The sequence below is a fragment of the Sanguibacter sp. HDW7 genome, assembly GCF_011300875.1.
GTDB lineage: Bacteria > Actinomycetota > Actinomycetes > Actinomycetales > Cellulomonadaceae > Flavimobilis.
In genome coordinates this window covers 2,769,244-2,788,544 of the sequence record NZ_CP049862.1, presented here as the reverse complement: position 1 = coordinate 2,788,544, position 19,301 = coordinate 2,769,244, and the positions used below count along the sequence as shown (strand labels likewise).

19 protein-coding genes are annotated in these 19,301 nt (G+C 73.5%); 12 read left to right on the top strand and 7 right to left on the bottom strand.

All coding sequences use genetic code 11. The features are described from left to right. The first annotated feature begins 14 nt into the window (after positions 1-14). Complete coding sequence (pstB, locus tag G7063_RS12635) at positions 15-794, top strand: phosphate ABC transporter ATP-binding protein PstB (protein ID WP_166414710.1); 780 nt, start codon at positions 15-17, stop codon at positions 792-794. A gap of 159 nt (positions 795-953) precedes the next feature. Here the strand turns inward: pstB and G7063_RS12630 are convergent, their stop codons facing one another. Beyond that, entirely contained in the window at positions 954-1,415 is a 462-nt protein-coding gene (locus G7063_RS12630) for a hypothetical protein (protein ID WP_166414709.1), read from the bottom strand. Between the two features lie 217 nt (positions 1,416-1,632). Here G7063_RS12630 and G7063_RS12625 point away from each other — a divergent pair, with 217 nt between their 5' ends. From G7063_RS12625 to G7063_RS12605, 5 genes are all read left to right on the top strand, one after another. Continuing rightward, positions 1,633-2,115: a CarD family transcriptional regulator gene (locus tag G7063_RS12625; protein WP_166414708.1), complete on the top strand. Its 483-nt coding sequence runs from the start codon at positions 1,633-1,635 to the stop codon at positions 2,113-2,115. Positions 2,116-2,337: 222 nt separating this feature from the next. Continuing rightward, positions 2,338-3,126 carry a 2-C-methyl-D-erythritol 4-phosphate cytidylyltransferase gene (locus G7063_RS12620; RefSeq protein ID WP_166414707.1) on the top strand — a complete coding sequence of 263 codons (789 nt, stop codon included), beginning with the start codon at positions 2,338-2,340 and terminating at the stop codon, positions 3,124-3,126. Next, on the top strand, positions 3,123-3,632 hold the full coding sequence (gene ispF / locus G7063_RS12615) for a 2-C-methyl-D-erythritol 2,4-cyclodiphosphate synthase (RefSeq protein WP_166414706.1): 510 nt from the start codon (positions 3,123-3,125) through the stop codon (positions 3,630-3,632). The genes G7063_RS12620 and ispF overlap by 4 nt, the downstream gene beginning before the upstream one ends. 114 nt (positions 3,633-3,746) lie before the next feature. Further along, the gene (locus G7063_RS12610) at positions 3,747-3,905 is read left to right on the top strand and encodes a hypothetical protein (protein WP_166414705.1); all 159 of its coding nucleotides are present in this window, start codon (positions 3,747-3,749) and stop codon (positions 3,903-3,905) included. A 92-nt stretch (positions 3,906-3,997) separates the two neighbouring features. Next, the gene (locus G7063_RS12605; RefSeq protein ID WP_166414704.1) at positions 3,998-4,888 is read left to right on the top strand and encodes a hypothetical protein; all 891 of its coding nucleotides are present in this window, start codon (positions 3,998-4,000) and stop codon (positions 4,886-4,888) included. A gap of 21 nt (positions 4,889-4,909) precedes the next feature. Here the strand turns inward: G7063_RS12605 and G7063_RS12600 are convergent, their stop codons facing one another. Both G7063_RS12600 and G7063_RS12595 read right to left on the bottom strand, forming a co-directional pair. Continuing rightward, the gene (locus G7063_RS12600) at positions 4,910-5,302 is read right to left on the bottom strand and encodes an MmcQ/YjbR family DNA-binding protein (RefSeq protein ID WP_240916081.1); all 393 of its coding nucleotides are present in this window, start codon (positions 5,300-5,302) and stop codon (positions 4,910-4,912) included. Beyond that, positions 5,299-6,666, bottom strand: a complete 1,368-nt coding sequence (locus G7063_RS12595; RefSeq protein WP_240916080.1) for a D-arabinono-1,4-lactone oxidase — start codon at positions 6,664-6,666, stop codon at positions 5,299-5,301. Before G7063_RS12595 ends, G7063_RS12600 begins: the two co-directional genes overlap by 4 nt. Positions 6,667-6,735: 69 nt before the next feature. On the opposite strand from G7063_RS12595, the gene G7063_RS12590 reads away from it, so the two are divergent. The 3 genes from G7063_RS12590 to rlmB are packed head-to-tail and all read left to right on the top strand — an operon-like array spanning position 6,736 to position 10,397. Further along, entirely contained in the window at positions 6,736-7,920 is a 1,185-nt protein-coding gene (locus G7063_RS12590) for an alanine racemase (RefSeq protein ID WP_166414703.1), read from the top strand. 54 nt (positions 7,921-7,974) lie between these two features. Beyond that, entirely contained in the window at positions 7,975-9,408 is a 1,434-nt protein-coding gene (cysS, locus tag G7063_RS12585; protein ID WP_166414702.1) for a cysteine--tRNA ligase, read from the top strand. Continuing rightward, positions 9,408-10,397 carry a 23S rRNA (guanosine(2251)-2'-O)-methyltransferase RlmB gene (rlmB, locus tag G7063_RS12580; RefSeq protein WP_166414701.1) on the top strand — a complete coding sequence of 330 codons (990 nt, stop codon included), beginning with the start codon at positions 9,408-9,410 and terminating at the stop codon, positions 10,395-10,397. The genes cysS and rlmB overlap by 1 nt, the downstream gene beginning before the upstream one ends. 92 nt (positions 10,398-10,489) lie before the next feature. Here rlmB and G7063_RS12575 read toward each other — a convergent pair whose 3' ends face one another. From G7063_RS12575 to G7063_RS12560, 4 genes are all read right to left on the bottom strand, one after another. Beyond that, a complete protein-coding gene (locus G7063_RS12575; protein ID WP_166414700.1) occupies positions 10,490-11,755 on the bottom strand; it encodes a DUF4032 domain-containing protein in 1,266 nt (421 codons plus the stop codon). 129 nt (positions 11,756-11,884) lie between these two features. Beyond that, on the bottom strand, positions 11,885-13,009 hold the full coding sequence (locus G7063_RS12570) for an ABC transporter ATP-binding protein (protein WP_166414699.1): 1,125 nt from the start codon (positions 13,007-13,009) through the stop codon (positions 11,885-11,887). Positions 13,010-13,169: 160 nt separating this feature from the next. After that, entirely contained in the window at positions 13,170-13,967 is a 798-nt protein-coding gene (otsB, locus tag G7063_RS12565; RefSeq protein WP_166414698.1) for a trehalose-phosphatase, read from the bottom strand. Then, entirely contained in the window at positions 13,964-15,484 is a 1,521-nt protein-coding gene (locus tag G7063_RS12560; RefSeq protein WP_166414697.1) for a trehalose-6-phosphate synthase, read from the bottom strand. Before G7063_RS12560 ends, otsB begins: the two co-directional genes overlap by 4 nt. Positions 15,485-15,697: 213 nt before the next feature. Between G7063_RS12560 and G7063_RS15140 the strand changes: the two genes are divergently transcribed. From G7063_RS15140 to G7063_RS12545, 3 genes are read left to right on the top strand one after another with little or no spacing between them, the layout of a single operon-like run. After that, positions 15,698-17,803: a serine/threonine-protein kinase gene (locus G7063_RS15140; RefSeq protein ID WP_206188155.1), complete on the top strand. Its 2,106-nt coding sequence runs from the start codon at positions 15,698-15,700 to the stop codon at positions 17,801-17,803. A gap of 58 nt (positions 17,804-17,861) precedes the next feature. Continuing rightward, complete coding sequence (locus G7063_RS12550; RefSeq protein ID WP_166414696.1) at positions 17,862-18,404, top strand: hypothetical protein; 543 nt, start codon at positions 17,862-17,864, stop codon at positions 18,402-18,404. Between the two features lie 59 nt (positions 18,405-18,463). After that, positions 18,464-19,291: a thioredoxin domain-containing protein gene (locus tag G7063_RS12545; RefSeq protein ID WP_166414695.1), complete on the top strand. Its 828-nt coding sequence runs from the start codon at positions 18,464-18,466 to the stop codon at positions 19,289-19,291. Positions 19,292-19,301 lie beyond the last annotated feature (10 nt).

Below are 19,301 nucleotides of genomic sequence, written 5' to 3'. Positions count from 1 at the left end.
AAAGGCCTCCTCCCATGTCCAAGCGCATCGACGTCGAGAACCTCGACGTCTACTACGGAGACTTCCTCGCGGTCGAGGGCGTGTCGATGGCGATCGAGCCTCGCTCGGTCACCGCCCTCATCGGCCCGTCGGGCTGCGGCAAGTCGACGTTCCTCCGCACGCTCAACCGCATGCACGAGGTCATCCCGGGCGCGCGCGTCGAGGGGCGCGCCGTCATGGACGGCCAGGACCTCTACGCGTCCGAGGTCGACCCGGTGCAGGTCCGCCGCCAGGTCGGCATGGTCTTCCAGCGCCCCAACCCGTTCCCGACGATGTCGATCGCGGACAACGTCCTCGCGGGCGTCCGCCTCAACAACAAGCGGATCTCGCGCTCGGAAGCGGCCGACACGGTCGAGCGCTCGCTGCGTGGCGCGAACCTCTGGAACGAGGTGAAGGACCGTCTCGACAAGCCGGGCTCGTCGCTCTCGGGCGGCCAGCAGCAGCGCCTGTGCATCGCGCGTGCGATCGCGGTCGAGCCGCAGGTGCTCCTCATGGACGAGCCGTGCTCCGCGCTCGACCCGATCTCGACGCTCGCGATCGAGGACCTCATGAGCGAGCTGAAGAACGACTACACGATCGTCATCGTCACCCACAACATGCAGCAGGCGGCGCGCGTCTCGGACCGCACGGCGTTCTTCAACATCGCGGGCACGGGGCAGCCGGGCAGGCTCATCGAGATGGCGGACACGCCGACGATGTTCTCGTCGCCGTCCGTCCCCGCGACGGAGGACTACATCTCGGGCCGCTTCGGGTGAGTCCCGCATGACCTGGCGACGTCCGGCCGTACCCCATCGCGGCCGGGCGTCGTCCGGTCCGTCGCGGTCGCCGTCCACGGTCGCGGCAGGCGGGACCTAGGAACGCACGAGCCCCGGCACCCTCAGGGTGCCGGGGCTCGTGCGTCGTTCGCGGGAGCGTCAGGACGCGGCGGGCACGTACGGCGCGTAGTCGGCGTGCGATCCGTCGAGGACGGGCACGGGGACCTGCGTCGCGTCGTCCGGGGTGCCGACGGCGACGCGCAGGACGGCGCCGGGCGCGACGTCGACGGCGGCGAGGCTCGCGGTCTCGCCGGACTCGCCGCCGAGGATGACGGTGGAGCCGGCGGGGACGTCGAAGCGGAGCGTGTCGATCGCGATCGTGACGTCGGCGGCGGTGGCGTTGACGAGGCCGGCCTGGACGGCACCGGGGGCGCCCTTCGCCGACGTGAGCACGAGAAGGTTCTCGACGGTGACGCCCGAGGCGACATCGACACGGATGCCGTCGGACGCTGCGTACGGGCGGTGCGTCGTGATGGGCGAGCAGGCGGCGAGGCCCGCGACGACAGCGAGGGAGAGGGCGGCGGCGGCCCCGCGGCCGGTGCGGGTCTGCAGGCGGTTCACGTGTGCTCCTGGATGCTCGTTCCGCGGTGCGCTCCGGACGTGGGTCCCAGGAGGTCGCGGTGGTCGTGTGGTAGGGGTGTCCCGGTCCAACCCTAGTGCTACGACGGTGGTCGGAGCGCCGGGCCATGTCCACGGAGCGTGCACGAGGCCGGACGGCCCCCGTGATTCCGCCCTTTTTCGTGGTAAGATGGTTGTCCGCGAAAGGGGATCCAATCCAATGACTTTCTCAGTGGGGGAGACCGTCGTCTACCCGCACCACGGTGCTGCGCTGATCGAGGAGATCAAGACTCGGACGATCAAGGGAGAGGACAAGGTCTACCTCAAGCTCAAGGTCGCCCAGGGCGACCTGACGATCGAGGTCCCTGCAGAGAACGTCGACCTCGTGGGTGTCCGCGACGTCGTCGACCAGCAGGGGCTCGACAAGGTGTTCGAGGTGCTCCGTGCGCCCTACACCGAGGAGCCGACCAACTGGTCCCGCCGCTACAAGGCCAACCTCGAGAAGCTCGCGTCGGGTGACGTCATCAAGGTGGCAGAGGTCGTCCGTGACCTCTCGCGCCGCGACGCCGACAGGGGCCTCTCGGCCGGCGAGAAGCGCATGCTCTCGAAGGCGCGCCAGATCCTCGTCTCGGAGCTCGCTCTTGCCGAGCACACCGAGGAGGAGAAGGCCGAGGCCATCCTCGACGAGGTGCTCGCGTCCTGACGCGCGCCTCGCATGCTCGGAAGGAGCCCCGTACCGTCCCGGTGCGGGGCTCCTTCCGTCGAGGCGGTCCCCTCCGCGACCCGTAGGTCCGGAGCACGGTTCGATGGTGCTGGAGCCCTACGAGTCGCTCCAGCTTCTCGACTCGTAGCGCTCCTGCACGCTCCGGCGTGTGCAGGAGCGCTACGAGTCGGGGAGAGCTGGGCGGGGCGGTAGGTTCGGGGCATGCTCCGCTCCGCGATCCTCACGGCCGCCGGCTCCGGCTCCCGCCTCGGGTCGACGCTCCCCAAGGCCCTCGTCCCGCTCGACGACGTCCCCCTGCTCGTCCACGCCGCGCGACGTCTGCTCGCGTCGGGCGAGGTGACGACGCTCGTCGTCACGGCTCCGGCCGCTCATGTCGAGGACGTGCGCGCGGCGCTCGTCGGGCTGCGGCTCCCCGACGGAACCCTGCCCGACGTCACCGTCGTCCGGGGCGGGGCGAGCCGTCAGGCATCGGTCGCCGCGGGCCTCGCGGCGCTGCCACCGGGCGACGGCACGGTGCTCGTCCATGACGCGGCCCGTGCCCTCACACCGCCCGCAGTGGTCGCGCGCGTCGCGCGCGCCGTCGCCGCCGGGCACGTCGCCGTGACGCCGCTCGTGCCCGTCGTCGACTCCCTCCAGACCGTCGTCGACGGCGCCTTCGTCGGTGGCCGGCTGCCCGACGGCGGCACGCCGGCGCTCGGCGCGACGCCTCGGACGGGGCTCGGCATCGTCCAGACCCCGCAGGGTTTCGACCGGGCGACGCTCGACGCCGCGCACGCCGCCTCCCGCGCGGCGGGCGTCGACGGCTCCGACGAGGCGACGGCTGCGACCGACGACGCGACGCTCGTCGAGCGCGCCGGGCACCGGGTGCACGCTGTGCAGGGCGACGACCTCGCGCTGAAGATCACGACGCGCCGCGACATTGCGCTCGCGAGCCTGCTCCTCGCGGAGCAGACCCCCGTTCCCACGCACGACGAGGAGACCACCCCATGACCACCGACGACGCACGTCGCGGGTTCCCGCTGCCGCGCACGGGCATCGGCGTCGACGTCCACGCCTGGGCGGCCGACGACGACACGCGCGACCTCGCGCTCGCGGGCCTCAGCTGGCCGGGCGAGCGGCCCCTCGCAGGTCACTCGGACGCGGACGCCGCCGCGCACGCGGCCGCGGACGCGTTGTTCTCGGCGTCGGGCCTGGGCGACCTGGGCTCGAACTTCGGGACCTCCGAGCCGGAGTGGGCGGGCGCGGCGGGCACGGTGCTGCTCGCCGAGGCCGCGCGACGCGTGCGGGCCGCGGGCTTCGAGATCGGCAACGTCGCGGTTCAGGTCGTCGGCAACCGTCCGCGCCTGGGCCCGCGCCGTGCCGAGGCGGCGGCGGCGCTCACGGAGGCGTGCGGCGCTCCCGTGACGGTGAGCGCGACGACGACGGACGGTCTCGGGTTCACCGGCAGGGGCGAGGGAATCCTCGCGGTCGCGACGGCGCTCGTCGTCGCCGTCTGAGGGCTCCCGGCGCCGTGGGCGCCCCGACGTGCGGAGGCTACGAGCGTCGGGCAGGATGCACGGGACAGCGGTGCCGACGGGGGAGGACGCGTGCAGGGACTCGGACCAAGGATCGTGGCGTTCGTGGGCGGCGTGGGCCTGCTCTACCTCGCGTACCGCGAGATCGTCCGGCCGTGGGGCTCGGACATGCTGACGACGGTCTCTGCGATCGTCGGTGCGACGATCCTCCTGTCGTTCTCGCTGCGTCCGGGCCGGAACCGTAGCGTCGACTAGGGCTGTGCCCTCGTTGTCCGGCCACCGGCGCCGGGTCTAGGCTCGGGGCACCGGGCGAGGGTGTCCGGGAGCCGTCTCCGCGGGAGGTTGCCATGCTCCGCCGTCGCGCGACGTTCCTCGCGATTGCGTTCGCGGCCGCGGCGAGCGCGCTCGTCGGGTGTGCGGACCCTGCGGGGAGCCCCTCCGGCCCGTCGTCGACGACGCCCGCCCCGTCGACGACGACCCCGATGACTCTGCCGCACTTCACGACGGGCGACCGCACGCCGCTCGACTGTCCGGTCATCGCGGAGGACGAGGACGCGGCCGCCCGCAACACGTTCCTCGTCGACGAGGACTGTGCGGCACGCGCGCTCGCCGCGGAGGCGTGCAGCCTCACCGTGACCGATCCCGTCGAGCTCACGGCCACGGAGACGGCTGGCGCGACGCGCGCGTTCGGCTACGCGACGGCCGAGGGCGCGCGGGTCGTGCTGGCGCTCCTGCCCGGCCTCGCCGGTGACAACGACATGGAGCCGGAGTACGTGCTCGCGTGCGGTGACCGACCGAACGCTGCGATCCTCACGCGCGGCGACGCCGACGCGCTGCTGCGGAACCCCGACGAGGGCGGCGGTGCGTCCGCTCTCGAGCGCGTCCGGACGCTCGGCGCCGATCCTGCCGCGGAGCTCGCGCCGGGCTGCCCGGGCACACCCGCGTCGGTGACGGCCGAGTCCGCGGGGCGCTGCGTGTTCGACGCGTGGGTGGAGGCGCGGCTGTACGACGTCGGGTTCTACGCCGCGACGCAGGTTCGTGAGCGGTTCGACGGTGACCCGCCGACGGGTGTCGTGTGGGACGGCTGCCGTGCGGCGACGCACGGCAGCACGGCCGAGTCCTGCTACGGGCGCTTCACGGAGAGCGGCTCGCTCGTCGAGCTGTCGATCGCGCACGACGCGTTCTCGGGGCTGCGCTGGGTGACGGGCGCGGACTTCATCCAGCCCGACGAGGGCTGAGCGGGCGGCCGACGCCCGGGCTCAGCCGCGGTGCGTGAGGGGCCGCAGCGCGAGCGGCAGCTTCGCGACGACGAGGTCGTAGGAGTCCTCGAGGAGCTGCCCGAGCAGCTCGGGGTCGAGGTCGTCGTGGAGGACGAGCGACACCCAGTGCCGCTTGTTCATGTGCCAGCCGGGCAGGACGTCGTCGTGCGCCGCGACGAGGCCGTCGACGAGCACGGGCTCCACCTTGAGGTTGACGAACGCGTGCTCCTCGCTCACCCGGGGCGAGCTCGAGAGCAGGGCGAACATGCGGCCGTGGATGCGGAACGCCTCGGCGTCGGGCCCGAAGGGGAAGTCGCTGCGGGCGTCGGGCAGCGCGAGCGCGAGCTCCCGCAGCGCGCGGACGGACGGACCTGGCCCGGCGTCGGGGCTCACAGTCCGAGCACCTGCCGCACGTGCGCGTTGAGGAAGACGCCGTCGGGGTCGACGCCCGCACGCACGTCGAGGAAGTCGCCGAGCCGCGGGTAGACGCTCCGGAGGTGCTCGATGCCGGCGGCGTGCTCCTTGCCCCAGTGCGGTCGGCCGCCGTGCGCGACCATGATCCGCTGCACGGCCGCGAAGAGCCGCGTGGGGTCGGTCCGCCAGAACTGGTGGACGGCGACGTACGCGGTGCGCCGGCCGTGAGCGGTCGAGAGCCACACGTCGTCGGGCGCCGCGAAGCGCACCTCCATGGGGAACGAGACGGTCTCGCCCGACGACTCGATCCACGCGTCGATCTCGGCGAGGACCGGCAGTAGCACCTCGTGGGGGACGGCCCACTCGGACTCGCGGAAGCGCACGCGCCGCGGCGAGACGTACACCTCGTGCGACGGCGCCGTGAAGCGGCGCGCGCCGAGCGCGCGGGCGCTCACCGCGTTGAGTCGGGGGATCGCGCGCGGCGCGAGGCGGCCGACGCGGTTGACGACCTCGAAGAGGCCGTTGGAGAGCAGCTCGTCGTCGACGAGCCCGCGCACGCGCCCGAGCGGGGTGTCGGACACGGGACGCCGGTTGTTGCGCTTGGTGAGGGCGCGGCGCGTGTGGGGGAACCAGTAGAACTCGACGTGCTCGTTCGCGGCGAGCAGGTCCTCGAGCCCGTCGAGCACACGGTCGAGGGGCCACGGCTCCTCGACCGCCTCGAGGACGTAGGCGGGCTCGACGGCAAGCGTCACCGCCGTGAGGACGCCGAGCGTGCCGAGACCGAGGCGCGCGGACTCGAAGAGCTCGGGCCGCTCGGTCTGGGACGCGGTGACGCGCGTGCCGTCGGCGAGGACGAGCTCGACACCCCGCACCTGCGTCGACAGGCCCGCCGCGACGCCGCCCGTGCCGTGCGTGCCCGTCGAGATCGCACCCGCGACGCTCTGGTGGTCGATGTCGCCGAGGTTGCCCATCGCGAGGCCGAGCCGCGTGAGCGCGAGGTTGAGGTCGTGCAGCCGCAGTCCCGCGCCGACGCGCACCGTGTGCGTCGCGCGGCCCTCAGGCACCGCGAGCGGCACGGGCTCGTCGACGAAAGCGAGCCGGTCGAGCCCCAGCAGGACCCCGTCCGTCGCGACGAGCGGCGTGAAGGAGTGCCCGCCGCCGACGACGCGCACCCCGCGGCCGTCGGCCACCGCCTGCCCGACGTGCCGGGCGACGTCGTCCGCGTCGGACGGCTCGACGAAGGCTGTCGGGCGGCACGTGACGGAGCCCGACCAGTTGCGCCACAGGCCGTCGGGGCCGGGGGCGTGCGAGCGGGGGGCGCGGGAGAGGACGTCGATGGCCACACCGCACTATCGGACCTCGATGGCCCCGTGGTCAACGACCCACGCGCAGGTCGCGGTATGTTCGGCGGCATGAGCACCCTGCGCGCCCGTCTCGACGCCGCGACGGCCCACCTGCCCGCTCCGCTCGCCGTCGTCGACCTCGACGTCCTCGAGTCCAACGCCGACGACCTCGTCCGGCGTGCGGGCGGCACGCCCGTGCGCCTCGCATCGAAGTCCGTGCGCGTGCGCACGCTCCTCGACCACGTCCTCGCGCGGCCGGGCTGGGCGGGGATCATGGCGTTCTCGCTCGCCGAGGCGCTGTGGCTCGTCGAGCACGGCCACGACGACGTGCTGCTCGGCTACCCGGTCGTCGACAGGAGGGCGCTCGCGGCGCTCGCGGCCTCGCCCGCGGCGCGGGCCGCGGTGACGCTCATGGTCGACGACGTCGCGCAGGCGCGCCTCGCGTCCGACGCGCTCGCGGGGACGGACGGCCCCGACGTGCGCGTGTGCCTCGACGTCGACGCGTCGTGGCGTCCGGGCGTCGGGCGCTTCCGCGTGCATCTCGGCACGCGCCGCTCGCCGCTGCACGAGGTCGGCGATGTCGTGCGCGTCGCCCGCGCTGTCGACCTTCTGCCGGGGCTCGTCGTCGGCGGGCTCATGTTCTACGAGGCGCAGGTCGCTGGTCTGCCCGACGCGAGCCCGGCCGTGCGGTTCGTCAAGGCGCGTTCGGTCGCGGACCTCGACCGGCGCCGCGGGGTCGTGAGGGCTGGGGTCGAGGACGTGCTGGGGCGCGGGCTCAGCCTCGTGAACTCGGGCGGCTCGGGCTCGCTCGCGACGAGCTCGGCGGACCCGGCGGTCACCGAGGTCACGGCAGGCTCGGGTCTCTACGTGCCGGGTCTGTTCGACGGCTACCGGAGCTTCGAACCGCGCCCGTCGGCGTTCTTCGGGCTCGACGTCGTGCGTCGTCCCGCGCCCGGTCTCGCGACGCTCTTCGGCGGCGGGTACATCGCGTCGGGCCCGCCCGGGCACGCGCGCGAGCCGCGCCTCACGGCGCCCGCCGGGCTGCGCCTCACGGGCTCCGAGGGTGCGGGCGAGGTCCAGACGCCCGTGCGTCTGCCGCGCGGGACGGACCTCGCGGTCGGCGATCGCGTGTGGCTGCGCCACGCGAAGGCGGGCGAGCTCATGGAGCGCTTCGACGTCGTCCATCTCGTCCGCGGTGACCGGATCGAGCGCAGCGTGCCCACGTACCGCGGCGAGGGACGCACGTTCGGCTGAGCCGCGGACGCCGCGCGGCGGGCCTGCGCGGGCGCGCCCGATAGGCTAGGGCCCGTGACTCTCCGCCTCTTCGACACCGCCGCGCGCGAGCTGCGCGACCTCACGCCCCTCGAGCCGGGCAAGGTCGGCATCTACCTGTGCGGCGCGACGGTCCAGAGCGCGCCCCACGTCGGGCACATGCGCGCGGCCGTCGCGTTCGACGTGCTCGTGCGCTGGCTGCGCCGGGGCGGGCTCGACGTCACGCTCGTCCGCAACGTCACGGACATCGACGACAAGATTCTTGCGAAGGCCGAGGCCGCGGGGCGGCCGTGGTGGGCGCACGCCGCGCTCTTCGAGCGCGCGTTCACAGAGGCGTACGACGCGCTCGGCGTCGACCGTCCCACGTACGAGCCGCGCGCGACGGGTCACGTCACCGACATGGTCGACCTCATGGAGCGGCTCGTCGAGCGCGGCCACGCGTACAGGACGACGCCCGGCAACGTGTTCTTCGACGTCGGCTCGTTCCCCGAGTACGGCTCGCTCACGCGCCAGCGCCGCGAGGACCTCCAGCCGGCCGAGGAGACCGCGGACGCGCACGGCAAGCGCCACCCGCACGACTTCGCGCTGTGGAAGGCCAACCGTCCCGGCGAGCCTGCGACGGCCTCGTGGCCCACGCCCTTCGGCCCCGGCCGGCCCGGCTGGCACCTCGAGTGCTCCGCGATGGCCCGCCGCTACCTCGGCGACAGCTTCGACATCCACGGCGGCGGCCTCGACCTGCGCTTCCCGCACCACGAGAACGAGCAGGCGCAGTCGCGCGCGGCCGGCCTCGGCTTCGCGCAGCACTGGATGCACTCCGCGTGGGTGACGCAGGGTGGCACGAAGATGAGCAAGTCGCTCGGCAACGGGCTCGGCGTCGCCGAGCTCCTCGAGCACGCCCGTCCGGCCGCCGTCCGCTGGGCGCTCGCGACCGTCCACTACCGTTCGATGCTCGAGTGGACCGACGAGACCCTCGTCGACGCCGAGGCCACGTGGGCGCGGCTCGAGGGCTTCGTCGAGCGCGCCGCGGAGCACGTCTCCGTGACGGCCGACGATGTCGCGGCAGCGGCCGTCCCGCAGGCGTTCGCGGACGCGATGGACGACGACCTCAACGTGTCGGTCGCGCTGGCGGCCGTCCACGAGGCGCTGCGCGCAGGCAACTCCGCGCTCGCCGCGGGCGACGGCGCGGCGCTGCGCGCGGCGCTCCTCGACGTCCGCGTCATGCTCGACGTCCTCGGGCTCGACCCGGCCTCTCCCACGTGGGCGGGCACAGCGGGCGACGACCGGGCGCAGCGCGCTCTCGACGTCCTCGTCGAGGCCGAGCTGGCCCGCCGCGCGCAGGCGCGCGCGGACCGCGACTTCGCGACGGCCGACGCCGTGCGCGACCGTCTCACGGCGGCCGGCGTCGTCGTCGAGGACTCTCCGACGGGGGCCCGCTGGTCCCTCGCCACCGACTCACCGAAGGACCTCTGATGGCAGCAGGCAAGGCGAAGCGACCCGGAGCGGTCCGCAAGGCGGGATCCAAGAAGGGCCCCACCGTCGGCACGGGCGGCCACGGCCGCAAGTCCCTCGAGGGCAGGGGCCCGACGCCCAAGGCAGAGGACCGCTCGTACCACGTCGCCGCGAAGCGCAAGGCGGCAGCGTCGAAGGGTTCGCCGCAGCGCCCCGCGGGCAAGGGCGCGCAGGCCGGGCGTCGCACCGGAGGCGGACGCTCGTCGACCCACGAGATGGTCGCGGGCCGCAACTCGGTCCTCGAGGCGCTGCGCGCGGACATCCCGGCGACGAGCCTCTACCTGGCCTCGCGTCTCGAGCAGGACGACCGCACCAAGGAGATCCTCCAGATCGCCGTCGAGCGGAACGTCAACCTCCTCGAGGTGACGCGCACCGAGCTCGACCGTCTCACGGACGGCGCGATCCACCAGGGCGTTGCGCTGCAGGTGCCGCCGTACGAGTACGCGGACCTCGACGACCTGCTCGACGCCGCAGCGGCGTCCGGGCGTGCGCCGCTCATCGTCGCGCTCGACCAGATCACCGACCCGCGCAACCTCGGCGCCGTGCTGCGCTCGGCCGCGGCCTTCGGCGCGCACGGCGTGCTCGTGCCCGAGCGGCGTGCGGCGCAGATGACGGCGTCGGCGTGGAAGGTGTCCGCCGGTGCGGCGGCGCGCCTGCCCGTCGCGCGCGTGACGAACCTTGTGCGTGCGCTCGAGGAGGCCCGCAAGGCGGGCTGCTTCGTCGTCGGGCTAGACGCGGGCGGCGAGACGAAGATCGACGCGCTGCCGTACGCGAACGACCCGCTCGTGCTCGTCGTCGGCTCGGAGGGCAAGGGCCTCGCTCGCCTCGTCCGTGAGACGTGCGACGCGATCACGTCGATCGAGATCGACTCGGCGACCGAGTCGCTCAACGCGGGCGTCGCCGCGGGCATCGCCCTCTACGAGGTCGCACGCACCCGCCGCCAGGCCTGACCCGGTCCTCGACGCACCGACGCCTCCCGACCATGCGATGGTCGGGAGGCGTCGGTCCGTCGTGAGGGTGGAGGTAGGGCCGGCGGGGCCCGTCAGCCCCAGCTGCCGCCGTCCTCCTGGAGCGCTGCGTCCTCCGGAGCGAGGCCCAGCAGGCGCTGCTCGTCGCGCCGGTGCGCGAGGACGTTCGCGACGTAGCTCGCGACGGCCTCCGGCATCGGCACGTCGCGCCGCTGCTTCTCGGAGATGTACCAGCGGTGGTCGAGGATCTCGTGGAACATCTGCGCGGCCTCGAGCTTGCCGCGCATGGAGCGCGGCACGGCCCGGACGGTCGGTTCGAAGACCTCGGTCACCCAGTCGTGCGCGACGAACTGCTCCTCCTCGCCCTGGCGGTCGGCCGCGGCGCGGTACTCGTCGAGGTCGTTGAGCAGGCGGCGTGCCTGGTTGTCCTGCACGTCGAGCCCGGTGAGGCGCAGCAGGCGGCGGGAGTGGTGCCCGGCCTCGACGACCTTCGGCTGGATGTGCACCTTGGTGCCGTCGAGGTCGGTCGTCATCTCGAGCTCGCCGACGTCGAAGCCGAGCCCGTTGAGGCGCTCGACGCGGGCGGCGACGCGCCACCGCTCGGCGGCGCCGAACGTCTCCTCGTCGGTGAGGGCGGCCCACAGCTCGTTGTAGCGCTGCACGAGGGCGTCGCCGATCGCGATGATGTCGGTGTCCTCGTCCATGTACTCGCCCGCGATGAGGTCCATCATCTCGCCGATGATGTTGGTGCGGGCGAGGTCGACGTCGTAGTTGCGCTGCCCGTCGGTGAGCCTCGCGTGGAGGTCACCGGTCTCGGCGTCGACGAGGTAGGCGGCGAAGCGGTCGGCGTCGCGCCGGAAGAGCGTGTTCGACAGCGAGACGTCGCCCCAGTAGAAGCCGGTGAGGTGCAGACGCACGAGCAGCACGGCGAGCGCGTCGATGAGACGCGTCGCGGTCTCGGGGCGCAGCTCCTGGCTGAAGAGGGCACGGTAGGGCAGCGAGAACTGCAGGTGGCGCGTGATGAGGACGGCCTCGAGGGGCTCGCCGTCGTCCGACGTGCGACCCGTGATGACGCCGACGGGCTCGACGCACGGCACGCCGCCGATGCGGCCCAGCTGGCGCAGCAGCTCGTACTCGCGGTGCGCGACGGTCTCGCCGATCTCCTTGACGGCGATGATGCCGCCCGAGAGCCGCGCGAACCGCACGATGTGGCGGGAGATACCGCGGGGGAGGGCGGCGAGGCGGTCGGCCGGCCACTCCTCGAGCGGGATGTTCCAGGGCAGGTCGAGCAGCGCGGGGTCGGGGTCGGCTGCGGTGATCTGCAGGCGCTGGTGGGGCACGGGTGTCCTCGTTCGGTCGCGGCGTGGCGGACGTGGGTGCGGCGAGGCACCCACGTCCCAGCATAGGGAGCGGGAATGCCGCAGGGGCGGCCCGGCGTGTGCCGGACCGCCCCTGCGTGCGTCAGATCGTCAGGCCGGGAGGCGCAGACCGGAGCCGGCACCGAAGAGGTGCTCCTCGCCCGGGCGGATCGCGACGAAGATGCGCTCGCCCTTCGCGGGGACGTTGCGCGGGTCGATGCGCACGATGATCTGGTTGTCACCGGCGCCCGAGTGGACGTCGGCGTCTGCGAGCGAGCCCTTGAGCGTGCCGTAGACGAACGCGTCGGAGCCGAGCTCCTCGACGATGTTGACCTCGACCGGGAACGCGGAGGCCTCGGCCTGCGAGACGACGTCGAGCGACTCGGGGCGGAAGCCGAGCGTGATGCGGCCGCCGTCCTCGGCGCCGAGAGCACCGAGGGCGGTGCGCGACACGGGGATGCGGGCCGGGCCGACCTCGGCGACGCCGCCGGTGACCTTGAACGTGCCGAGGTTCATCGCGGGCGAGCCGATGAAGCCGGCGACGAAGACGTTCGCGGGGGTGTCGTACATGTCGCGCGGCGTGCCGACCTGCTGGAGGAGGCCGTCCTTGAGGACCGCGATGCGGTCACCCATGGTGAGCGCCTCGGTCTGGTCGTGCGTGACGTAGACGGTCGTGACGCCGAGGCGGCGCTGGAGCGACGCGATCTGCGTACGGGTCTGGACGCGGAGCTTGGCGTCGAGGTTCGACAGCGGCTCGTCCATGAGGAACACCTGGGGCTGGCGGACGATCGCGCGGCCCATGGCGACACGCTGACGCTGGCCACCGGAGAGGGCCTTCGGCTTGCGGTCGAGGTACTCGGTGAGGTCGAGGATCTTCGCGGCCTCCTCGACGCGGGCACGGATGTCCGCCTTCGGGGTGCCGGCGATCTTGAGCGCGAAGCCCATGTTGTCCGCGACGGTCATGTGCGGGTACAGCGCGTAGTTCTGGAAGACCATCGCGATGTCGCGGTCCTTCGGCTGGATGTGCGTGACATCCTTGTCGCCGATGAGGATGCGGCCGCCATTGACGTCCTCGAGACCCGCGAGCATGCGCAGGGAGGTCGACTTGCCGCAGCCCGAGGGGCCGACGAGGACGAGGAACTCGCCGTCCTCGATGTGGAGGTCGAGCTGGTCGACCGCCGGGCGCTCGGTGCCCGGGTAGATCCGCGATGCCTTGTCATAAGTGACGGTAGCCATGGTGGTAACCGTTCCCTTCACCGGCAGGTACGTGCCGGACGATCCGTTGTGAAGAGTGTCAGTGCTGATTCGATTGTGCGTCGTCTCTGACACGAACCGCGCGTCTGCGCGAGGTTCGTCGCCCATGATGCCACAAGTTGTGGGACGTACCACGTGGGACCTAGGTCACGATCGCATCTCCGACGTGCGCGAGCACGGCGGCGGCGTCGGTGGTCCCGGTGACGCGGAAGCGGGCGACGGTCTCGCCGGGCCCGACGCGCACGGTGACGTCGTCCGGACCGAGCGCGGCGAACGCGCGCTCGTCGGTGACGTCGTCGCCGAGGTAGAGGGTGCGGGCGGCGCTGGTCTCGGCGCCGAGCGCCGTGAGCGCGGCGCCCTTGGAGGTCGCGACGACGTTGCAGTCGACGACGTCCTTGCCGAGCATCGCGTCGACGCCGAGCGCGCGGACGCGTTCGAGCGCCTCGGAGCGCAGGTCCTCGGCGGCAGGTTGAGCGACGAGCCGCACGTGGAGCACCGCCGACGTCGGCTTGCGCTCGACCCAGGCGCCCTCGGCGCGCTCGGCGACGTCCTCGAGGACGCGGACGACGGCGGCGAGACGGTCGGCGTCGGCAGCGGGAAGGTCGAGGGGGCGGGCGTCGAGCGTGCCGTCCGGCGCGACGACGCCACGTTCGGCGCCGTGGGAGCCGACGAGGACCGTCCCGGCGGGCGCACCGGACAGGCGGGCGAGCGTCACGACGTCGCGGCCCGAGACGAGCGCGAGCACGGCGTGCGGACCCGCGGTCGCGAGCCGGGCGAGAGCCGCGGCGGCCTCGGGCCGGGGCCGGGACGACTCGGGGTCGTCGACGAGGTCGGCGAGGACCCCGTCGAAGTCGGACGCGACGACGACCGTCCGTCCGGCGCGGGCGAGCGCGGCGAGGTCGTCGAGCGCTTCCCTGAGGTCCGCGGGGAGCGCCGTCACGCGAGCGTCTCGTCGGCGTAGGAGTCGGGGTGACGCTCCTCGAGCGACAGGTCGGCGTGCGTCGCGCGGTCGCGGACCACGTCGAGGAACGTGCGGGACCACAGCGCGACGTCGTTCTCGAGGACCTGCCGGCGCAGGCGGCGCATGCGGGTGCGCATCTCGCGCCGCGGCATCGACGCGGCGCGCATCATCGTCTCCTTGAGCCCGTCGATGTCGTGCGGGTTGCACAGGAGCGCCCCGCGACCGAGCTCGTCGGCGGCACCCGTGAACTCGGAGAGCACGAGGACGCCGGACTCGTCGGAGCGGGCCGCGACGTACTCCTTGGCGACGAGGTTCATGCCGTCACGCAGCGAGGTGACGAGCATGACGTCGGCCGCGCAGAACAGCGCCGCCATCTCCTCGGCCGGGTAGGAGTGGTGCATGTAGTGGACGGCGGTGTGGCCGAAGTCGGCGACCTCGCCGTTGACGCGCCCGACGAGCCCCTCGACCTCCTCGCGGAGCTGCATGTACGCGCCGACGTTCTCGCGGCTGGGGCTCGCGACCTGGACGAGGGTCACGGACGCGACGTCGATGCTGCCGTCGGTGACGAGCTCCCCGAACGCCTTGATGCGGTGGCGGATGCCCTTGGTGTAGTCGAGACGGTCGACACCGAGCATGACGACCTCGGGGTTGCCGAGCTCGTGGCGGATCTCGCGCGAGCGCGCCTGGACCTCGGGCGTGCGGGCGAGGGCGTCGAACGAGGTGGCGTCGATCGAGATGGGGAAGGCGCCCGCGCGCACCTCGCGCGTGCCGCCGTCCGGGGTGGGCACGAGCACGTGGTGTCGTCGCGTCTGACGGTCGGTGAGACGGCGGACGGCGCGCAGGAAGTTCGCGGCGTCCGCCTTGCGCTGGAACCCGACGACGTCCGCGCCGAGCAGTCCTTCGAGCACCTGGTTGCGCCACGGGAGCTGCGCGAAGATCTCGACGGGCGGGAAGGGGATGTGGTCGAAGAACCCGATGCGGAGGTCGGGCCGCAGGCGGCGCAGGATCGCGGGGACGAGCTGGAGCTGGTAGTCCTGCACCCAGACGACACCGCCGGGCGCCGCGACCTCGGCGGCGGCGCGCGCGAAGCGCTCGTTGACCTCCTGGTAGGTCTCCCACCAGGTGCGGTGGAAGCTCGGCGGAGCGATGACGTCGTGGTAGAGCGGCCAGAGCGTGTCGTTGGAGAAGCCCTCGTAGTAGCGCTCGACGTCGCCCGAGGAGAGGGTGACGGGCACGCAGCGGATGCCGCCCGCGTCGAACGGCTCGTGCTCGACGTCGGGCGCACCGGCCCAGCCGACCCACGCGCCCTCGTCGGCCTCCATGAGGGGCGCGATCGCGGTGACGAGCCCGCCGGGGGCGCGTCGCCACACGGAGCTGCCGTCGGCGTCGACCGCGTGGTCGACGGGCAGCCGGTTGGCGACGACGACGAGGTCGTAGCCGTCGTCGGGCGCTGAGGCGCTCGGGGGCGTGGGTGCGTGGGTGAGGTCCTCGGTCATGAACGTTCCGCTCCTCCGTCGTGCGTCGAGTCCCGACGGCTGCGGCGCGCCGGTCGTCCCGATGGACGTCGCGCGCGGGCGTCGGATCCGTCCACGATCGTACCTTGACAATCCTTGACCGTCCCAGGGAGAAGTCATGGCGCTCGGTCCCTCGCCCCGGGCCGACGGCGTGTGCCGGGCGCGCCTGCGGACCCGCTCGGCTAGGTTGCGAGCATGGAGCGCAACGAACGGACGGCCGGGGACGAGGTCGGCGGCTACACGATCGAGAAGGTGCTCGGCGCCGGGGCGTCGGGCACGGTCTACCGCGCGGTCGACGGCGGCGGGACACCCGTCGCGCTCAAGGTCCTCCACCGTTCCCTCGCCGCGACGGACGGCGCCCGGGAGCGCCTCGTGCGCGAGGTCGCGGCGCTGCGCAAGGTCGAGGACGACGCGTTCGTCACGGTGCTCGACGCGGAGGTCGACGCGGACGAGGCGTTCGTCGTCACCGAGCTCGTCGACGGCCCGAGCCTCGAGGACGAGGTCCTCGGCGGCGGCCCGCTCGACGCCCACGACACGCTCGAGCTCGCGGAGAAGCTCGCCCGCGCGCTCCACGCGGTGCACGACGCGGGGCTCGTTCACCGCGACGTCAAGCCGTCGAACATCCTCCTCGCGGACCACGGGCCCGTGCTCATCGACTTCGGTATCGCGCAGGCGGTCACGGACGCTCGCGTGACGTCGCACGGCTTCGTCATGGGCACGCCCGGCTACCTCGCGCCCGAGCTCCTCGACGGCGCCGCCCCGTCGCCCGCGGGCGACTGGTGGGGCTGGGCCGCGTCGATCGCGTTCGCCGTCACGGGCCGCGCGCCCTTCGGCGTGCGCCCGCTCGAGGCCGTGCTCGGCCGCGTGCGCGCGGGCGACGTCGACCTCGGCGGGGCGGGCCCGCTCACGGCCGCCGCACTGCGGGGTGCGCTCGTCACGGACCCGTCCGCCCGGACGTCGCCCGACGACGTCGTCGAAGCCCTGCGCGAGGCCGTCGAGGCGGGGGAGACCCACGCGGCCGTCCCTGCGGCGCTCCTCGTCGGGCACGCCGCGCGCTCCGACGCCGACGAGCGCCCGGCAGAGCCGGACGCGCGCGTCGTCGAGCACGAGGGCACGGGGCCGTACGGCTCCGGCGCGGGGCCGCGCGTGACCACGAGTCCCGGCCCCGCCAACGACGGCCGCACCGACGTCCTGCGCGTCCCCACGGGCGCGTTCGGCACGCCCGCACCCGCCCCCGAGCCCGAGGTACCGCCGTTGCCCGGTTTCGACGACGTCGTCGCGGGCCGTGCCGTCCCGACCGGCGGCGTCGCGCTCGCGGCCGCCGCCGCTGCGGCCTCGCACGGCATCGACCCGACGCTCGCCGTGCCCGCCCCCGACGCGGGTGCGACGACGCCGCTGCCTGCGGGCGCCGACGGCTCGACGCGCGCGCTCCCCGCCGACGACGTCCCGTCGCCCCCGGCGGAGGCCACGGCCGTCGTCCCGGTGAACCCGTACGCCCCGCGCACCGAGGTGCTGCCGGCCCGGATGGACGACGCGTCTGTCGCGCCGTCCGCTGAGGAGCACACGGCGCTCGAGCCTGCGTGGGAGGGTGACCCGCTCGGCGACGAGGTCGCGAGCACGCACGACGCCGACGGCGACGGCGTGCCCGACGACGTCGAGCACGCCCGTCGGCCCGTCGCCGTCCTCGCGCTCGCGGTCCCGGCCGCGTTCGCGCTCGGGCTCTTCCCCGTCGTCGCGATGTTCGCGATCGTCGTCATCGTCGTCCTGGTGCGCTCGGTCGGCGTGACGTCGGACGCGGTGCGGACGCGTCGTGCGGCCCGCGGCCGCGGACGCGCCGACGGGGCACGCGCGACGATCTCCTACCCCTGGTACCTCCTCAAGGCGGGGCTCACGCTCCTGCCGGCGCTGCTCGTCGCGGGGGCCGTCGCGGCCATGTTCGGCGGGCCGCTGTGGTGGCTCCTACAGACAAACCGCATCGTCGTCTCGACGCACGAGCTGGGGGAGCGTGGGCACGGCGCGTTCGTCGCCCCCGCCGAGGGCACGACGAACGCGACGTGGGTGTTCGTCGCGGCGCTCGCGGTCGTCGGGCTCGTGTGGCTGCTGCTCGTGTGGTTCGGGCCGCTCGGCTGGTCGACACGCTGGGGCGCGCGGACCATCCTCGGGCACCTCGCGCCCGGGCGGGGCGGCACTCTCTTCGTCGTGCTCGTCGCGCTCGCGCTCACGGGCGTGGGCGTGCTGCTCGTCGCTGTCGGCATGCCGATCTTCTGGTCGCCGCTCGGCGGGCCGCCCAATCTGTCCTGACACAGGTCGCTCCCAGGCATTCTGCAGGCTGCTGCAGTATCCTCACCCCGTGCGCAGCATGACGACCCCCTCCGGCGGCGCCTCCGCGCGCCTCCGTGCGGTCGCGCTCGTCACGCGCGTCGTCGGCGCCGCCCTCGTGCTCGGCTACCTCGCCGTCCAGGCGAGCCTGCACCTCGCATTCGCGCTCGGTGACGCCGGGATCTCCGTCGTCTCGCGCTGCGTGAGCGGCACCGGCGCTCCGGCGTGGTGGGCGACGCACCTCGCGATGGTTCGTGCCGACGCGGCCTGCGCGGACGGCACGCTCGCGCTCGGCGGTGCGCCGGGCGACGTCGCCGTCGTCCTCGCGACGATCGCCGTGCCCGTGCTGCTCGCCCAGATGCTCCTGCTCGTCGTCGCGGGTGGACTCCTTGCCGCGCTGCGCACGACGCTGCGCACCGTGCGCGCCGTCGTCGGCCGCCGCCTCGTCCAGCCCGCGACGGCCCCTGTCGTCACCCCTCTCGGTCGTGTGCGCCTCGCGCCGCGGCCGCTTCTCCGGCGCGCCCGCGTGCGCGTCGGCGGACCGGTGCCCGTGCGCCGGGGCCCGCCCGTGCTCGCTGCCTGACCAGCTCGCACCCGCACGACCAGCCCCGCACACCTCGAACCACCCGGAAAGGACCTTCCATGTCCTCGAAGAAGCCCGCCACCGTCCCGAGCCGCGACAGCGCGCGCGCCCTCGCCGCCACGATGCGCGCCGAGCAGGCCGCGCGCGAGAAGCGCGTCAAGACCATCACGATCGCCGTCTTCGGCGTCGCCGTCCTCGCGCTCGTCGCCGCGATCGTCTGGGCGGTCATCGCCTCGCGCCCCACCAAGCTCCCCGAGCCCGGCGCGCTCGCGACGCCGTCGGTCGTCGCCGAGTCCGGCGGCATCTCGCTCGGCAAGGACGGGGTTGCCGGCACGTCGAACGAGGGGGCTCCCGTCGTCGACGTCTACCTCGACTACATGTGCCCGTGGTGCGGAGTCTTCGAGGAGACGAACTCCTCGCTCCTCGCGGAGATGCGCGAGGCCGGCGACATCACGCTCGTGATCCACCCGGTGACGATCCTCGACCGCTTGTCGTCGGGTACGGCCTTCTCCTCGCGTGCGGCCGCTGCTGCCGTGTACGTCGCAGAGAAGGCGCCCGAGAAGTTCGACGCGTTCAACACCGCGATGTTCGCGAAGCAGCCGGAGGAGAACTCCAAGGGTCTGACGGACCGCGAGATTGCCGACATCGCGAAGAGCGTCGGCGTGCCCGCCGCGGTCTCCGACGCGATCGCGAACCTCGACGCGTACAAGACGTACGCCCGTTGGGTCGGCTCCCAGACGGAGAAGGCGAGTGCCGACACCAAGCTGCACACGCAGGACGGGATCTTCTCGACCCCGACTATCGTCGTCGGGGGCACGAAGTTCAACGGCGACTGGCGCGACCAGACGCAGCTGCGCGCCGCGGTCGACGCCGCGAAGAAGGGCTGACGCGATCCCC